15 protein-coding genes and 1 pseudogene are annotated in these 15,475 nt (G+C 53.8%); all 16 read left to right on the top strand.

Annotated elements, in window-relative coordinates; genetic code table 11:
- Positions 1 to 50 precede the first annotated feature (50 nt).
- Entirely contained in the window at positions 51 to 515 is a 465-nt protein-coding gene (mraZ, locus tag KG631_RS15445; RefSeq protein WP_214000563.1) for a division/cell wall cluster transcriptional repressor MraZ, read from the top strand.
- A complete protein-coding gene (rsmH, locus tag KG631_RS15440) occupies positions 516 to 1,475 on the top strand; it encodes a 16S rRNA (cytosine(1402)-N(4))-methyltransferase RsmH (protein WP_214000562.1) in 960 nt (319 codons plus the stop codon).
- Complete coding sequence (ftsL, locus tag KG631_RS15435) at positions 1,472 to 1,780, top strand: cell division protein FtsL (RefSeq protein WP_214000561.1); 309 nt, start codon at positions 1,472 to 1,474, stop codon at positions 1,778 to 1,780. The genes rsmH and ftsL overlap by 4 nt, the downstream gene beginning before the upstream one ends.
- Positions 1,777 to 2,475, top strand: coding sequence for a hypothetical protein (locus tag KG631_RS19015; RefSeq protein ID WP_301003886.1), 699 nt, complete (start codon positions 1,777 to 1,779; stop codon positions 2,473 to 2,475). The genes ftsL and KG631_RS19015 overlap by 4 nt, the downstream gene beginning before the upstream one ends.
- Entirely contained in the window at positions 2,472 to 3,527 is a 1,056-nt protein-coding gene (locus tag KG631_RS19010; RefSeq protein WP_301003885.1) for a penicillin-binding transpeptidase domain-containing protein, read from the top strand. Before KG631_RS19015 ends, KG631_RS19010 begins: the two co-directional genes overlap by 4 nt.
- Positions 3,517 to 4,992, top strand: coding sequence for a UDP-N-acetylmuramoyl-L-alanyl-D-glutamate--2,6-diaminopimelate ligase (gene murE, locus KG631_RS15425; RefSeq protein ID WP_214000560.1), 1,476 nt, complete (start codon positions 3,517 to 3,519; stop codon positions 4,990 to 4,992). Before KG631_RS19010 ends, murE begins: the two co-directional genes overlap by 11 nt.
- A pseudogene (locus KG631_RS19005) lies at positions 4,989 to 5,835 on the top strand (Mur ligase family protein); the annotation flags it as partial. The gene murE and the pseudogene KG631_RS19005, both read left to right, overlap by 4 nt.
- Before the next feature lie 108 nt (positions 5,836 to 5,943).
- Complete coding sequence (locus tag KG631_RS19000) at positions 5,944 to 6,393, top strand: cyanophycin synthetase (protein WP_301003919.1); 450 nt, start codon at positions 5,944 to 5,946, stop codon at positions 6,391 to 6,393.
- Entirely contained in the window at positions 6,387 to 7,469 is a 1,083-nt protein-coding gene (gene mraY, locus KG631_RS15415) for a phospho-N-acetylmuramoyl-pentapeptide-transferase (protein ID WP_214000559.1), read from the top strand. The genes KG631_RS19000 and mraY overlap by 7 nt, the downstream gene beginning before the upstream one ends.
- Before the next feature lie 3 nt (positions 7,470 to 7,472).
- Positions 7,473 to 8,807, top strand: a complete 1,335-nt coding sequence (murD, locus tag KG631_RS15410; RefSeq protein WP_214000558.1) for a UDP-N-acetylmuramoyl-L-alanine--D-glutamate ligase — start codon at positions 7,473 to 7,475, stop codon at positions 8,805 to 8,807.
- Positions 8,804 to 10,003, top strand: coding sequence for a cell division protein FtsW (gene ftsW / locus KG631_RS15405; protein WP_214000557.1), 1,200 nt, complete (start codon positions 8,804 to 8,806; stop codon positions 10,001 to 10,003). The genes murD and ftsW overlap by 4 nt, the downstream gene beginning before the upstream one ends.
- A complete protein-coding gene (gene murG / locus KG631_RS15400; RefSeq protein WP_214000556.1) occupies positions 9,996 to 11,081 on the top strand; it encodes an undecaprenyldiphospho-muramoylpentapeptide beta-N-acetylglucosaminyltransferase in 1,086 nt (361 codons plus the stop codon). The genes ftsW and murG overlap by 8 nt, the downstream gene beginning before the upstream one ends.
- Entirely contained in the window at positions 11,078 to 12,532 is a 1,455-nt protein-coding gene (gene murC, locus KG631_RS15395) for a UDP-N-acetylmuramate--L-alanine ligase (protein WP_214000555.1), read from the top strand. Before murG ends, murC begins: the two co-directional genes overlap by 4 nt.
- Positions 12,529 to 13,464, top strand: coding sequence for a D-alanine--D-alanine ligase (locus KG631_RS15390; protein WP_214000554.1), 936 nt, complete (start codon positions 12,529 to 12,531; stop codon positions 13,462 to 13,464). Before murC ends, KG631_RS15390 begins: the two co-directional genes overlap by 4 nt.
- Positions 13,465 to 14,220, top strand: a complete 756-nt coding sequence (locus tag KG631_RS15385) for a cell division protein FtsQ/DivIB (protein WP_214000553.1) — start codon at positions 13,465 to 13,467, stop codon at positions 14,218 to 14,220.
- On the top strand, positions 14,217 to 15,452 hold the full coding sequence (gene ftsA / locus KG631_RS15380) for a cell division protein FtsA (RefSeq protein WP_214000552.1): 1,236 nt from the start codon (positions 14,217 to 14,219) through the stop codon (positions 15,450 to 15,452). The genes KG631_RS15385 and ftsA overlap by 4 nt, the downstream gene beginning before the upstream one ends.
- Positions 15,453 to 15,475 lie beyond the last annotated feature (23 nt).

The following is a 15,475-nucleotide window of genomic DNA, read 5'->3' as shown; positions in this document are numbered from 1 at the left end:
GGCTGGCGCTGCGCTGAAAATCGCAGGCCGCTTAACCAGGCAGATAAGTTATGTTTCGTGGCTCATTTACACTGACATTGGATGATAAGGGACGGTTAGCGCTACCAGCGCGTTACCGCGAAACCTTGCTGTCTGAAAATCAGGGCCACTTGATCTGCACCATCGACTTGCACGACCCCTGCTTATTATTGTATCCGCTGGCTGAATGGGAAGAAATAGAAGAAAAACTGAAGTCCCTGTCCAGCCTGAACCCGCAGGAACGCCGTCTGCAGCGTTTATTACTCGGTAACGCCACCGACTGCGATATGGATAAAAGCGGTCGTATTTTAGTGCCGGCGCCACTGCGCCAGCACGCCGGTCTGGCCAAGAATATCCGGCTGGTCGGCCAGCTAAATAAGTTTGAAATCTGGGACGAAGCCGCCTGGCACGAGCGTTTAACCGCTGATATTGAACTGGAACAGGCTCAGGCAGGCACCGTTGAATTATCTGAACGATTACAGGACTTTGTACTGTAAATGACTAGCCACGCTCATATCTCTGTCTTGCTGCAAGAAGCAATTGACGGACTCGCAATTAAAGCCGACGGGATTTACCTGGACGGTACCTTTGGTCGTGGCGGTCATAGCAAAGAGATCCTTAATTTACTTGGCCCGCACGGCCGTTTATTCGCTATAGACCGCGACCCCGCCGCTATCGCTGCTGCAGCCCCACTGCAAGCTGATGCGCGTTTTCACATCACCCATACCCCCTTTGCCGCCCTGGCAACCGTGGCTGAGCAACAACAACTCAGTGGCAAACTTGACGGCATTTTGCTGGATTTAGGCGTGTCTTCTCCGCAACTGGATGACGCCGATCGTGGTTTTAGTTTTATGCGGGATGGCCCGCTGGATATGCGGATGGACCCCAGCAGTGGTTTATCGGCAGCCCAGTGGCTGGCGACTGCCGATGTCGAAGATATCAGTTTTGTGCTGCGTGAATACGGCGAGGAGCGGTTTGCCTGGCGGATTGCCCAGGCAATAGTGGCTGCCAGGGAAGAGACCCCCTTTACCCGCACAGCCCAGCTGGCGAAACTGATTAGCGACAGCGTGCCGAAAAGCCATAAAGAGAAAAAGCATCCTGCAACCCGTAGCTTTCAGGCCATCCGCATTTACGTTAACAGTGAACTGGAGCAGGTCAATCTGGCGCTGCATGCGGCTATGAGTGTGCTGAAGCCGGGTGGCCGCCTGGTAGTGATCAGCTTTCACTCGCTGGAGGACCGCCTGGTTAAACAGTTTATGCGCCGTTATTCCAAAGGTGAGCCGGTACCCCGTGGTATGCCGTTAACCGATGCCCAGTTGTCGAAGGCTATTCCGCTGAAACTGATCGGCAAAGCGATTATGCCCTCCGAGGCTGAGCTGGCGGTTAATCCGCGTGCGCGCAGTGCGGTGCTGCGAATTGCTGAAAAGCAGGATATCACCGGGGAGCAGCGGTTATGAGCCAAATTCAGCTGGAACGATTAATCTCCCAGGACTGGCGCCAACATAAGCTGGCCGGTGTGTTGCTGCTGGCTTGTATTGTTTCAGCACTGGCCGTGGTGTACCTGGCGCATTTAAACCGCCAGTTGACCATTGCTCAGGACGCGTACTATCAGCAGCGTGATCAGCTGGATACACAATGGCGCAACTTGCTGCTGGAGCAGCGTTCGCTGGCTGAGCACAGTCGGGTGGAGGATATCGCCAGACGGCGCTTAAATATGCAGCGACCCAGTGGTGAACGTGACATTATGGTGAGGCCGCAATGACAGCTAAACCACGCAAAAGCCAGGCCAAAGCCCGCCAGTATCCGTCAGTAATCAGCTGGCGTTTCGCGTTTGTAATGGTGATGCTGACGTCGGTGTTTGCTGCTTTGCTGGGCCGGGCTGCCTGGTTGCAGGTGGTGGAGCCTGAAATGCTGGTAACTCAGGGCGACCGGCGCAGTTTACGGGTAGAAGCCGATACGGTAATGCGTGGCATGGTGTTTGACCGTCACGGCGAAGCCCTGGCGGTGAGTGTGCCGGTCGAGGCCATCTGGGCCGATCCGAAAATTGTTATCGAGCGCAATGCGCCAGGTGACGAGCGGCGCTGGCATGCGCTGGCCGATATAATGCAAATGACCCCGCAGCAGTTATTAAGCCGGGTGGGTGATGATCCGAAACGGCGCTTTGTCTACCTGCAGCGTCAGGTGAACCCGGCTGTGGTCGATTACGTCAAAAAGCTAAAAGTGCCGGGCATTTACTTTCGCCAGGAATCGAAACGTTATTATCCGGCCGGCGAAGTGACCGCCCAGTTAATCGGCTTTACCAATGTTGATGATGTTGGGGTCGAAGGTATTGAAAAGCGCTTTAACGACTTACTGACCGGTACTGCGGGTCGCAAGGTATTTCGCAAAGATGCTAAGGGCCGGGAAATTGAAGTACTGAGCGGCAGGATGCCACCGCGCCGGCCAATTTGCAGTTGAGTATTGATCAGCGAATTCAGACAGTGGCTTATCGCGAACTGAAAAAAGCGGTGCTATCGCATGGCGCCACTTCCGGCTCGGCCGTAGTGGTTGATGTGGCAACCGGTGAAATTCTGGCGATGGTCAACAGCCCGTCTTTTAATCCGAATAACCGGCGCAATACCCCGGTGCATCGCTTTCGCAACCGCGCGATTACCGACACCTTTGAACCGGGGTCGACCATGAAGCCGCTGGCCGTTCTAAGTGCACTGGAATTTGGCAGTGCCAACCTGGATACGGTGGTCGATACCAGCCCTGGCACGATGCGAATTGGTGGCAGCTGGGTGCGCGACCCCAATAATTATAAAGAATTAGATTTAACCGGCATTATTCAGAAGTCCAGCAATATGGGTGTGGCTAAGTTGGTGCTGGATATGCCCCATCAGCACGTGCTCGGCTTGTATAACAATATGGGGCTGGGCGAAGAGACCGGCCTGGGTCTGGCAGGTGAGAGCAGTGGTATTTTCAGCTACCGTCAGCGCTGGTCTGATTTTGAACGCGCTACTTTTTCTTATGGTTATGGCCTGTCGGTTACTGCGGTGCAGCTGGCCCGCGCCTACGCCACTATGGCTAACGGTGGCGTTAACCGGCCGCTGAGCATTATTAAAAACAACGAGCCTTACCCGGGGCAGCGGGTTTTAGCTGAAAGGCATGCGCTGGCCATGCTTGAAATGATGGAAGCGAATATTGGCCCCGGTGGCACTGCGACCCGGGCCCAGGTTCACGGTTACCGGGTTGGCGGTAAAACAGGTACTGCCCGCAAAGCGGTTGCCGGTGGCTACGGTGATGATTATATCGCCTCGTTTGCGGGTGTCGGCCCGGTGTCTAATCCGCGGATTGTCACGGTAGTGGTGATCAACGAACCGGCCGGGGATTTTTATCATGGTGGTGAAATCGCTGCGCCGGTATTTGCCAGTATTATGGGCGCCAGCCTGCAGCTACTTAATGTTACGCCCGATGCTGATACCGGCCCGGCGCTTATCAGCCGCGCAGGAGGCCACAATGCCAACTAATCAGTTACATTTATGGCTGCCTGAACGGACGAAAAATCTGGCTGACCGGCCACTGCGCCATTTGCAGCTCGACAGCCGCCAGGTAAGCAGTGGCGATGTGTTTGTCGCCCTGCCTGGTACCCGTGAACACGGTAACAAGTATATTGATCAGGCACTGGCACAGGGCGCAGCGCTGGTGCTGACAGATGCTATTGATGCTGAACAGCAGCATGTTGAGGATGAAAGAGTGGTGGTGCTGTCTGATCTAGTGACGCAAATGCCCCAGCTGGCAGCCCGCTTTTACCAACAGCCTCAACAACATCTTCAGTTGGTCGGGATCACCGGTACTAACGGTAAGTCCAGTACCAGCTGCTTTATCAACCAGCTGGCCGAGCAATGTGAAACGCCGGCAGCCGTTATTGGTACCCTGGGTTATGGTCACTGGCAGCAACTGACGCCGTTGCTGAATACCACACCACATTACATTGAGATACAGAAAATTCTGGCTGAATTTGTCGCCCAAAAACGTCAGGTGGTGGCGATGGAGGTATCTTCGCATGCGCTGGTGCAACAGCGGGTGGCTGGTCTGCAGTTTCAGGTGGCGGTGTTTACCAACTTAAGCCGTGATCATCTCGATTACCATGGCAGCATGGCCGAGTATGGTCAGGCAAAAAGCTTGCTGTTCCAACCCGATATGAGCCGCTGTGCCGTGCTGAATGTTTCTGATCCGTTAGGGAAGGCACTGGCCAGTCGTAACGATACCCCGGTTTGGGCTTATGGAAAGGCAGAGGATTGTCAGGGGTATGCCCGTTTTTTGGGCTATCACCAGCTCACTGCTACTGAGCACGGTTTTCAATGTCTGCTTAACAGCCAGGCCGGCGAGCATAAGTTGCATCTGCCCCTGCTCGGCGAATTTAATATTCAGAATGCGTTGGCTGCCATTAGTAGCTTACTGGCACTGGGCTATGACGTAACTGAACTGCTGCATGCGGCCAGCAGCCTGCAACCGCTGGCCGGCAGAATGGAGCAATTTGTCTTTAGTCATGGCGTTACCGTGGTAGTTGATTATGCCCATACCCCTGATGCTTTGCAGCAGGCACTGCAAGCACTGCGTCAGCATTGTGCTGGCCGGCTATGGTGCGTTTTTGGTTGTGGCGGCGATCGTGACAAAGGTAAGCGACCGTTAATGGGCCAGTTAGCCCAGCAATATGCTGACCACTGCATTGTTACCTCAGATAACCCACGCAGTGAAGCGCCGCTGCAGATATGCCAGGACATCACTGCCGGCATGCAGGACGCGGATAATTACCGGATTGAACCTAACCGTCAGCTGGCCATTAAGCTGGCGCTGGTCAGTGCTCAGCAGGGTGACGTGATCCTGCTGGCAGGCAAAGGCCATGAAACTACGCAAATTATCGGGCACGAACAACAACGTTACGATGAGCGTGCTTATGTGCGGCAACTTATGTCGGAGATGGCATCATGATTACCCTAAGCTGTGCAGAAATAGCCAATTTATTACAGGGGCAGTTAATTGGCGACAATCACCCAATCAGCGACGTCAGCACTGATAGCCGAACGATAAGCGCCGGGGCGCTGTTTATTGCCTTAAAAGGCCCGAACTTTGATGGCAGCCGCTTTGTAGCCGATGTGATGGCCAAAGGCGCGGCCGCTATTGTGGTAGACCGGCCGCTGGATTGCGACATCAGTCAGATAGTGGTGGCCGATACCCGGCTGGCTCTGGGCCAGTTAGGGGCTGCAGTTAAAGCCCGTTTACAGCCGAAAACCATAGCGGTAACCGGCAGCGCAGGTAAAACCACCGTTAAAGAAATGCTGGCGGCGATACTCAGCCGCTGCGGTCAGGTGCTGGCCACCCAGGGTAATTTTAATAATGATATCGGCGTGCCATTAACGCTGTTGCGCTTAACAGCTCAAGACCAGTTATGCAGTTATGGAGCTGGGCGCAAACCATGCCGGGGAAATAGCCTATACCACCTCGCTGGTTAAACCTGATGTAGCCATTATTACCAACGCTGCCGCCTCACACCTGGAAGGGTTTGGTGATACCTACGGTGTTGCCCGGGCAAAAGGCGAAATTTTCTCTGGTTTAGCCGATGGCGGTATTGCCATTATGCAACATGACAGTGAGTTTACCGAATACTGGCGTAACCGCTGTAAGCATCTGAAAATTATTAGTTTCGCCAGTGACTACAAAACTGACAGCGCCGCAGATCATAGCGCTGCTGATATCCGGGCCGAGCAAATTAGCTTAAATAGCCAGGGCTGCGCTCAGTTTAAGCTGGTGTACGGCAATGAACAGATACTGGTGCAACTTAGTTTGCCCGGTAAACATAATATTGCTAATGCACTGGCTGCTGCTGCGGCTGCGCTGGCGGTGGGGGCCAGACTCAGTGATGTGCAGCTGGGGCTGGCGCAGATGGCCGGTGTAAAAGGTCGCACTAATATTATAGAACTTAACAGCAATATTAAGCTGATAGACGACAGCTATAACGCCAATGTTGAATCAGTAAAGGCAGCAATCGACTTACTGGCCAGTTATCCGGGCTATCGGGTACTGCTGTTGGGTGATATGGCTGAACTGGGAGCCAATGCTCGTTTATACCATGAAGAAATAGGTTTATACGCCAAAACTGCCGGGATTAATCTGTTATTCACCCTGGGTGTGTTATCACAGAGCGCAAGTGACTTGTTCAACGGACAAGGCTCACATTTCAGCTCGCGGCAGTCGATGTTAGACCGGCTGATACCGCTAATTAAAACCCAGCAGAATGTCACCATACTCGTTAAGGGCTCTCGTAGTGCGAAAATGGAGTTAGTAGTGCAGGACTTGCTAGAACGATGTCAGCAGGAGCGTAGCCCATGCTAGTGTGGTTAGCCGAATATTTAACCCAATACATTAGCTTTTTTAATGTGTTCAGCTATCTGACCTTCCGGTCAATCCTGGGCGTGTTAACCTCATTATTTTTGAGTTTGTATTTTGGTCCCCTGCTGATCGCCCGTTTGCAGAAAATGCAAATTGGTCAGGTCGTGCGCGGTGACGGCCCGGAAAGTCATTTTTCGAAAAAGGGCACACCTACCATGGGTGGGTTGCTTATCCTGGGCTCTATTCTGATCAGTACCTTGTTATGGGCAAACCTCAGCAATAAATATGTCTGGGTGGTGTTGTTTGTGCTGGTCAGCTTTGGTGCTATCGGTTTTATCGACGATTACCGTAAAGTGATCCGCAAAGACCCAAAAGGCCTGATTGCCCGCTGGAAATACTTCTGGCAGTCTGTTTTCGCCATTGTCACCGCATTGTTTTTGTATATGACAGCCGAGCGTCCCGCCGAAACGGCACTGCTGGTGCCCTTTTTAAAAGATGTGATGCCACAACTTGGCCTGTTGTTTCTGGCGCTCAGTTACTTTGTGATTGTTGGCACCAGTAACGCGGTTAACCTGACTGATGGTTTGGATGGCCTGGCAATAGTACCGACTATTATGGTGGCGGGTGCCTTTGCCATTATTGCTTATGCCAGCGGCAACGTTAACTTTGCCGGCTATCTGAATATTCCTTATCTGCCTTATGCCAGTGAGTTGGTGGTGCTGTGCGCTGCAATGATTGGTGCCGGCCTGGGTTTCCTCTGGTTTAACACTTATCCGGCGCAGGTTTTTATGGGTGATGTCGGCTCGTTAGCGCTGGGTGCGGTGCTGGGGGTGATTGCCATTTTAGTCCGTCAGGAAATTGTGCTGTTTATTATGGGTGGCATATTTGTGATGGAAACCGTGTCGGTGATTCTGCAGGTTGGTTCTTACAAGTTGCGCGGCCAGCGTATTTTCCGGATGGCACCTATTCATCATCACTACGAATTAAAAGGCTGGCCAGAGCCGCGGGTTATTGTCCGCTTCTGGATATTATCGATCATTTTTGTACTGGTGGGTCTGGCGACCCTGAAACTGAGATAACAAATGCATACTAACCTTAACGCCAAACGCATAGCGGTAGTGGGGCTGGGCCTGTCGGGTCTGGCCACAGTACGCTTTTTGCTGGCGCAAGGGGTAAAACCAGTATTGATGGACAGCCGCAGTAAGCCTGCCGGGCTGGAGCAGATTGCTGCTGACAAAGTGGACGGCATTTATCTGGGCGAATTTGACGCTAACCGTCTGGCGCAGATGGATATGATTATCGTCAGCCCCGGCCTGGCACTGAGCCATCCGGCCTTTCGCTTTGCTAAGGCCCAGGGCGTTGAAATTATTGGTGATATCGAACTGTTTGCCCGCTTTAATCAAAAACCGGTTATTGCCATAACCGGTTCTAATGGTAAATCGACCGTCACCACGCTGGTGGCTCAGATGCTGCAGCAAAGCGGTATTAAGGCGGTGGCTGCCGGCAATATTGGTTTGCCGGTGCTGGATGCAATCCGCCAGCAAGACACTGACGTTTTTGTGCTGGAACTCTCGAGCTTTCAGTTAGATACGACAACCAGCCTGCAAAGCCGGGCCAGTTGCTTATTAAATGTCAGTGCTGATCACCTGGACCGCTATGCCGATATGGCAGCCTACACCGCTTCAAAACAACGGGTATACCAGCACACACAGCTGGCGGTGTATAACCAGGCCGATCCGTTAACCTATCCAGGGGCCATGGCTGGTAACGCCGTTCCTCTGGCAATTAGCCTGGTTGATGCCGACTATGGTATTACCCTGTTAAAAGGTCAACCATGGCTGAATGTTGCCGGCGAGCCATTGTTGCCGGTTAATCAGTTGGCCATTACCGGCAGTCATAACCAATTTAACGCCCTGGCGGCAGCGGCCTTAGCGCTTAGCGCAGGCGCCAGCCGTGAAGCTATTGCTACCACCTTGCAACAGTTTAGCGGTCTGGCTCATCGTTGCCAGCTGGTGCTGGCTAATAAGGGTATCCGCTGGGTCAATGACTCCAAAGCTACAAACATCGGTGCCACCCTGGCGGCTATTGCCGGCCTGCGGCCTGCTATCAGCGGTAAGCTGATTCTGATTGCCGGCGGTGACGCCAAAGGCGCTGATTTGAGCGAACTGCAACCGGTACTGCAGCGTGATGTCAGCCACCTTATTACTCTGGGGCAGGACGGACCGGCTCTAGCTGCGTTACACCCACATGCCATTCAGGTAAAAGATTTGACCGCTGCGGTGCAGCAGGCAGCCAAACTGGCTCAGAGTGGCGATATGGTGCTGTTGTCGCCGGCTTGCGCCAGCCTGGATATGTTTAAAAGTTATGCCCAGCGCGGTGAGCTTTTCGCCAATGCGGTTAAGGAGCTGAAATTATGAAGCAGCTGGCTTTAACTGTATGGCAAAACCCTTGGCAAAGTCTTAGCGCTGCCTGGCAGCGCGATGATACAGCCCCTTATGACAAACTATTTTTAACGCTGTTGCTGTTAATTCTGGCTACCGGCGTGGTGATGGTGACCAGTGCGTCAATGCCGGTCGCCGAGCGGCTATTTAATAATCCGTTGCACTTTACTATCCGGCATATGGTGTATTTAGGCATCGGCCTGACCCTGGCAGTATTGGTGTTGCGGGTGCCGGTAAGCTGGTGGCATCGTGGCAACATGTGGCTGCTGCTGCTCGGTATATTGTTGCTGGTAGCGGTGTTGCTGTTCGGTCGCAATGTAAATGGCAGTACCCGTTGGTTATCGCTTGGCCCCATTGGCTTACAGGCTGCAGAGCCAGCAAAATTATTCTTCTTCGTTTATCTGGCCAGTTATCTGGTACGCCGGCACGAGGAAGTACGGGACAACCTGAAAGGCTTTTTAAAACCGCTGGCTGTGCTGTTCTTGTTTGCGGTACTTCTGCTGATGCAGCCTGATTTAGGCACCGTTATTGTAATGTTTGCCACTGCGGTAGCATTGCTGTTTTTAGCGGGCGCCAAAATCTGGCAATTCCTGTGTCTAATGGCCACCGGCATGATGGCAATTGGCGTGCTAATCGTTTACAGCGAATACCGTTGGAAGCGGGTAACCGCATTCCTCGACCCCTGGGCAGACCCTTTTGGCAGCGGCTACCAGTTAACCCAGTCGCTAATGGCGTTTGGTCGGGGCGGCTGGTTTGGCCAGGGTCTGGGCAACAGTATTCAAAAACTGGAATACCTGCCTGAAGCCCACACCGATTTTATTCTGGCCGTCATCGCTGAAGAAACCGGTTTTGTCGGCGTGGCAGTGTTAATGACCCTGCTGTTTGTACTGGTGTACCGTGCCCTGTGGATAGGCCAGCGCGCGCTGGCTAAACAATTAAGCTTCCACGGCTTTCTGGCTTATGCGCTGGCTATCTGGATTGGCTTTCAGGCTGCGGTAAATGTCGGTGTGGCCACCGGGGCGCTGCCAACCAAAGGTTTAACGCTGCCATTTGTCAGCTCAGGTGGCAGTAGTCTGATCATTATGTTAATGGCTGCGGCCTTACTGTTGCGGATTGATTTTGAAGTACGTTTAAAAGGCAAGCATGCGCTCAGTGGAGGCAAACATGGCTAAACCACTGGCATTAATTATGGCCGGTGGCACCGGCGGTCATATTTTCCCGGCGCAGGCGGTAGCACAGGCGTTAGCTGCCGAGGGCTGGGATATTGCCTGGCTGGGCAGCAGTGACCGGATGGAGGCTCAGCTGGTACCGGGTTTCGGCTGGCCGTTTTACGGTATCAAGGTTGCGGGCCTGCGCGGTAAAGGGCTGACCAGCAAAATCAGCGCGCCCTGGATGCTGCTAAAAGCCCTGTGGCAGGCAGCAAAAGTATGCCGTCAGCTTCAACCCACCCTGGCGCTGGGTTTTGGCGGCTATGCCAGTGGGCCCGGTGGCCTGGCAAGCTGGCTTAACGGTACACCATTGTTAATTCATGAGCAAAATGCTGTCGCCGGTAGCACCAATAAATTACTGGCCCGGTTGGCGAAGCTGGTGCTGGTCGCATTTGACAACGCCTTCAACGGCCATCAAAAGCGCCAGTTAGTCGGTAACCCTATCCGTGCTGAATTACTGCAATGCCGCGCCGGCCGCCAGGCAAGCAGCGGCCTGAATATATTAATAGTGGGGGGCAGCCTGGGTGCCCGGGCGCTGAACAAAGCGCTGCCGGCTCAGCTTACTGAACTGGCTAAAACCGGCAGTATTGCTGTGCGCCATCAAACCGGCAGCGCGATGCACGCCGAAGTAACAGAGGCTTATCAGCCACTTATCGCAAGCGGCTGCGAGGTGCAGGTCAGTGCCTTTATTGACGATATGGCTGCGGCGTATCGCTGGGCCGATGTGCTGATTTGCCGCTCCGGCGCCCTGACGGTCAGCGAAGTGGCTGCGGTAGGTGTCGCAGCGGTTTTTGTGCCGCTGCCAGGTGCCATTGATGACCACCAGACCGCCAACGCCAGAGTACTGGCCGACCGTGCTGCTGCGGTGCTGCTGCCACAGCAGCAATTAGAACAACAGGGGGTGCAGCCAATAATGCAGCCCTGGTTAACCGATAAAACGCCGCTGCAGCAAATGGCGCAGCGTGCCCGAACTCTGGCAACAACCGATGCGGCATCACATATTGCTGCTTTATGCCGGCAAGTAACAGGACAAGTAGTATGATTACCACCCTGCAACATAAAAAACAGGCCATGCGCCGGGTAGAGCGGATCCACTTTGTTGGCATCGGCGGTGCCGGTATGGGCGGTATTGCTGAAGTCTTGTTAAACGAAGGGTACAAGGTTACCGGTTCTGATCTGGCGTCTAATCCGGTGGTTGAACGGTTGGTGTCACTGGGCGCGGAAGTTAAATTTGGCCACCATGCCAGCCAGATAGACGGTGCCAGTGTGGTGGTGGTTTCCAGTGCCATCAAAGCGGCTAACCCTGAGGTGGCAGCGGCGCTGGCCCAGCGTATTCCGGTGGTGCGCCGGGCCGAAATGCTCGGTGAGCTGATGCGTTTTCGCCACGGCATCGCCATAGCCGGTACGCACGGTAAAACCACCACTACCAGCCTGCTGGCGTCTATTTTCGCCGAAGCCGGCACCGACCCAACGTTTGTAATTGGTGGCTTACTGAATTCAGCCGGCTCCAATGCCCGGTTAGGTGCCGGTCGTTATTTAATTGCCGAAGCAGATGAAAGCGATGCGTCATTCCTGCATTTACAGCCAATGGCGACGGTGATCACCAATATTGAAGCTGATCATATGGACACCTATGAAGGGGACTTTGAAAAGCTGAAAGACACCTACCTGGAATTTTGTCATAACCTGCCGTTTTATGGCATGGCGGTGTTGTGCATTGACGATAAAGTATTGCGTGATCTTATCCCATCGATAGGCCGCACCGTGCTGACCTATGGTTTCAGCGATGATGCCGACTATAAAATCACTGAATTCAGCCAGCAGGGCACCCGCAGCTTTTTTGTGATTACTGACCCTGCCGGTAACCAGCGCGAAGTTCAACTGAACTTGCCGGGTAAACACAATGCCTTAAACGCCACCGCAGCTTTTGCGCTGGCCGCCGATGAAGGGATCAGCGAGCAGGCCATTCTGGCTGCACTGGGTAAGTTTGAAGGTATTGGCCGGCGTTTTCAGCAATACGGTGAGTTTGATAGCGGCCGCGGCAAAGTACTGTTAATTGATGACTATGGTCATCACCCGACTGAAGTGGCCGCTACTATTGCTGCGGTGCGCAGTGCCTGGCCAGAGCGACGGCTGGTGATGGCCTATCAGCCACACCGCTTCAGCCGCACCCGCGATTTATATGAAGATTTTACTCAGGTGCTGTCCAGTGTCGACAAACTGTTATTGCTGGAAGTGTACTCTGCCGGCGAAGCGCCAATTGCTGGCGCTGACAGCCGCAATTTATGCCGCTCTATCCGGGCTCGTGGTCAGTTAGAGCCGGTATATGTGGCTGAGCCGAAAGCGCTGGCCGGTGCGCTGGCCGAGGTGTTGCAAGATGGCGATGTCGTGCTGACCCAGGGCGCCGGCAATATTGGCAGTCTGGTGAAGGAGCTGGCGGCAACCCGGCTGGACATTAACAAATTGAAGCAATTGTCGGAGGGTGCAGCATGAGCAACTTTGGCAAAGTCGCCGTGATGTTTGGCGGGCATTCTGCCGAGCGTGAGGTGTCGCTGCGCTCAGGCAAAGCGGTGCTCAGCGCTTTACAGCAAGCTGGCGTTAATGCCGTGGCCTTTGATCCGGCGGAACAGCCGTTAACGGCGCTTATGAGCGAAGTAAAAGCTGAGCGGGTATTTATTGTGCTGCATGGCCGCGGTGGCGAAGATGGCACCATGCAGGGTGCCTTGCAGTTGCTGGGCCTGCCTTATACCGGCAGTGGCGTGCTGGGATCGGCGTTGGCCATGGATAAAATTCGCTGCAAGCGGTTATTTTTAGCGCAGCAGCTGCCGACAGCGCCGTTTGCTGTGGTGCACAACGACACTATTGACTATGCCGGTTTACTGCAGCAGCTGGGCGGCAAGGTAATGGTTAAGCCCGCCAATGAAGGGTCGAGTATTGGCATGAGCGCGGCCAGCACGGCAGCGGAGCTGGAGCAGGCCATCGGCGCAGCGCTGAAATATGACAGTGAAATTTTAGTCGAACGCTGGATTAACGGCCGCGAATTTACCATTTCGATTCTGGGCGATACGGTGCTGCCGGTAGTGGAAATGCGCACGCCGCGGGCCTTTTACGACTATGAGGCAAAATATCAGGCTAACAGCACCGAGTATTTATGTCCGGCACCATTAACCGCAGAGCAAACCACCGCCATGCAAGCCGATGCGCTGGCTGCATTTAAAGCAGTGGGTGCGTCGGGCTGGGGCCGGGTTGATTTAATGCTGAACGAGCAGGGCGAACACTTTTTACTGGAAGTCAATACGGTACCGGGCATGACAGAAAAGTCGCTGGTGCCGATGGCGGCAAAAGCCGCCGGCTTAAGTTTCAGTGAGCTGGTGCTGCGCATTTTGCAGCAAACACTAGACAGTAAAACAGAGCAAGGTAACTAGATGAGCTTGCGTCAGTACTTCAGCCAACTAAACCACAGGCCGGGCTTTATCGGCGGTCTGTTGTTTTTCGTGCTGGCACTGGCGCTGCTGAGCTGGGGTGGAGTCCAGGTTTATAGCTGGCTGCAAAGCCAGCAGGGTGCACCGATTAAACAGGTGCGGTTATATGGCGATTTTACGCATATTCAGCAGGCAGCGCTGCAGCAGCAGTTGCAACAGGAATATGTCGGTAATTTTTTTCGGGTGGACGTTGATCAGGTGCAGCAGTTCCTGCAGCAACAACCCTGGGTGTATCAGGCAGCCGTGCGCAAACAATGGCCCGATACGCTGGTGGTGGTTGTGACAGAGCAGCAGCCGGTCGCAGTCTGGAATCAGCAGCACTTGCTCAATAATAAAGGGGAGTTATTTATCGCCCCGCTAAGCGAGCTGATCCCGGCCTTGCCCCGGCTCCACGGCCCAGAGGGCAGTGAGCAGGATGCCCTGACAATGTTTCGCCATATGCAAGCGTTGCTGCAATTGCATCAGTTTAGCGCTGAGCAACTGTGGTTAACCGAGCGGTTTTCCTGGCGGCTGCAATTACAGGATGGCCTGGCACTGCAGCTGGGGCGGCAGGACACCATGAAGCGGTTGCAACGTTTTATTGAGCTGTACCCGGTCATGCAAGGCCATCGGGAACAGGAATTAGCTGAAGTCGATTTGCGCTATGACACCGGCATTGCCGTGCGTTATGCCAATACGGAGCCAAAGAGAAAAGCATGACAAAGTCGATAGAACGAGATTTGATCGTAGGGTTAGACATCGGAACTGCTCAGATAAAAGCGGTAGTGGGCGAGATCACCCCGGATAACCGGCTCAGTATTGTCGGCGTGGGTACCCATGCCTCGCGCGGTATGGATAAAGGCGGCGTTAATGACCTTAATCTGGTGGTACAAGCCGTGCAACGGGCCATTAATGAAGCCGAACTGATGGCTGATTGTCAGATTTCATCAGTGTATTTAGGTATCACCGGCAAACATATCCGCTGCCAGAACGAAAGCGGCATGGTGCCGATTAATGATACTGAAGTCACCGCCGACGATGTCGCCAGCGTGATTCACGCCGCAAAGTCGGTGCCTATCTCGGCAGAGAGACGCATGCTGCACGTGTTGCCGCAGGAGTTCTCGGTTGATATGCAGGAAGGCATTAAAAGCCCGATTGGCATGTCAGGCGTAAGAATGGAAGCCAAAGCTCACATTATTACCTGCGCCAACGATATGGCGAAAAACATTGAAAAGTGTGTCGAGCGCTGCGGTTTAGCGGTCGATCAGCTAATTTTTTCATCGCTGGCCTCCAGCTATGCGGTATTAACCGAAGATGAAAAAGAGCTGGGGGTTTGTGTGGTCGATATGGGCGGCGGCACCATCGATTTATCCATTTATACCAATGGTGCCTTGCGCCATACCGCCGTTATTCCGGTAGCCGGCAACCAGGTTACCAGTGATATTGCCAAAATCTTTCGCACGCCAATCAGCCATGCAGAAGATATTAAAGTGCAGTACGCCTGTGCCCTGCGCAGCATGGTAGGCAAAGAAGAAAGTATTGAAGTACCCAGTGTCGGTGGCCGGCCGGCGCGGTCAATGTCACGCCATACCCTGGCCGAGGTTATCGAGCCGCGCTACCACGAATTATTCGAGCTGGTGCTGGAAGAAATTCGCAGCTCCGGCCTTGAAGAGCAAATTGCTGCTGGCTTAGTGTTAACCGGCGGTACCTCGAAAATGGAAGGTGCAGTAGAGTTTGCCGAAGACGTGTTTCAGATGCCGGTCCGGGTTGGCCAGCCGATGCATGTCAGCGGTTTGAAAGAGTATGTACAAGACCCGGCCTACGCCAGCGTAGTTGGGTTGTTGCTGTATGGCAAGGATGTCCGGGCCCAGCAAAAAAACGCGGCCCAAAGCCGCGATCCAGTTAGCAGCTTGCTGAAAAAAATCAGCAGCTGGTTCAAAGGTGAGTTTTAAAGAGCGTAAAAACGGAGAGAGAG

It is taken from the genome of Arsukibacterium sp. (assembly GCF_018402695.1).
Classification (GTDB): Bacteria; Pseudomonadota; Gammaproteobacteria; order Enterobacterales; family Alteromonadaceae; genus Alishewanella.
This window is presented reverse-complemented; position numbering and strand designations above follow the sequence as displayed.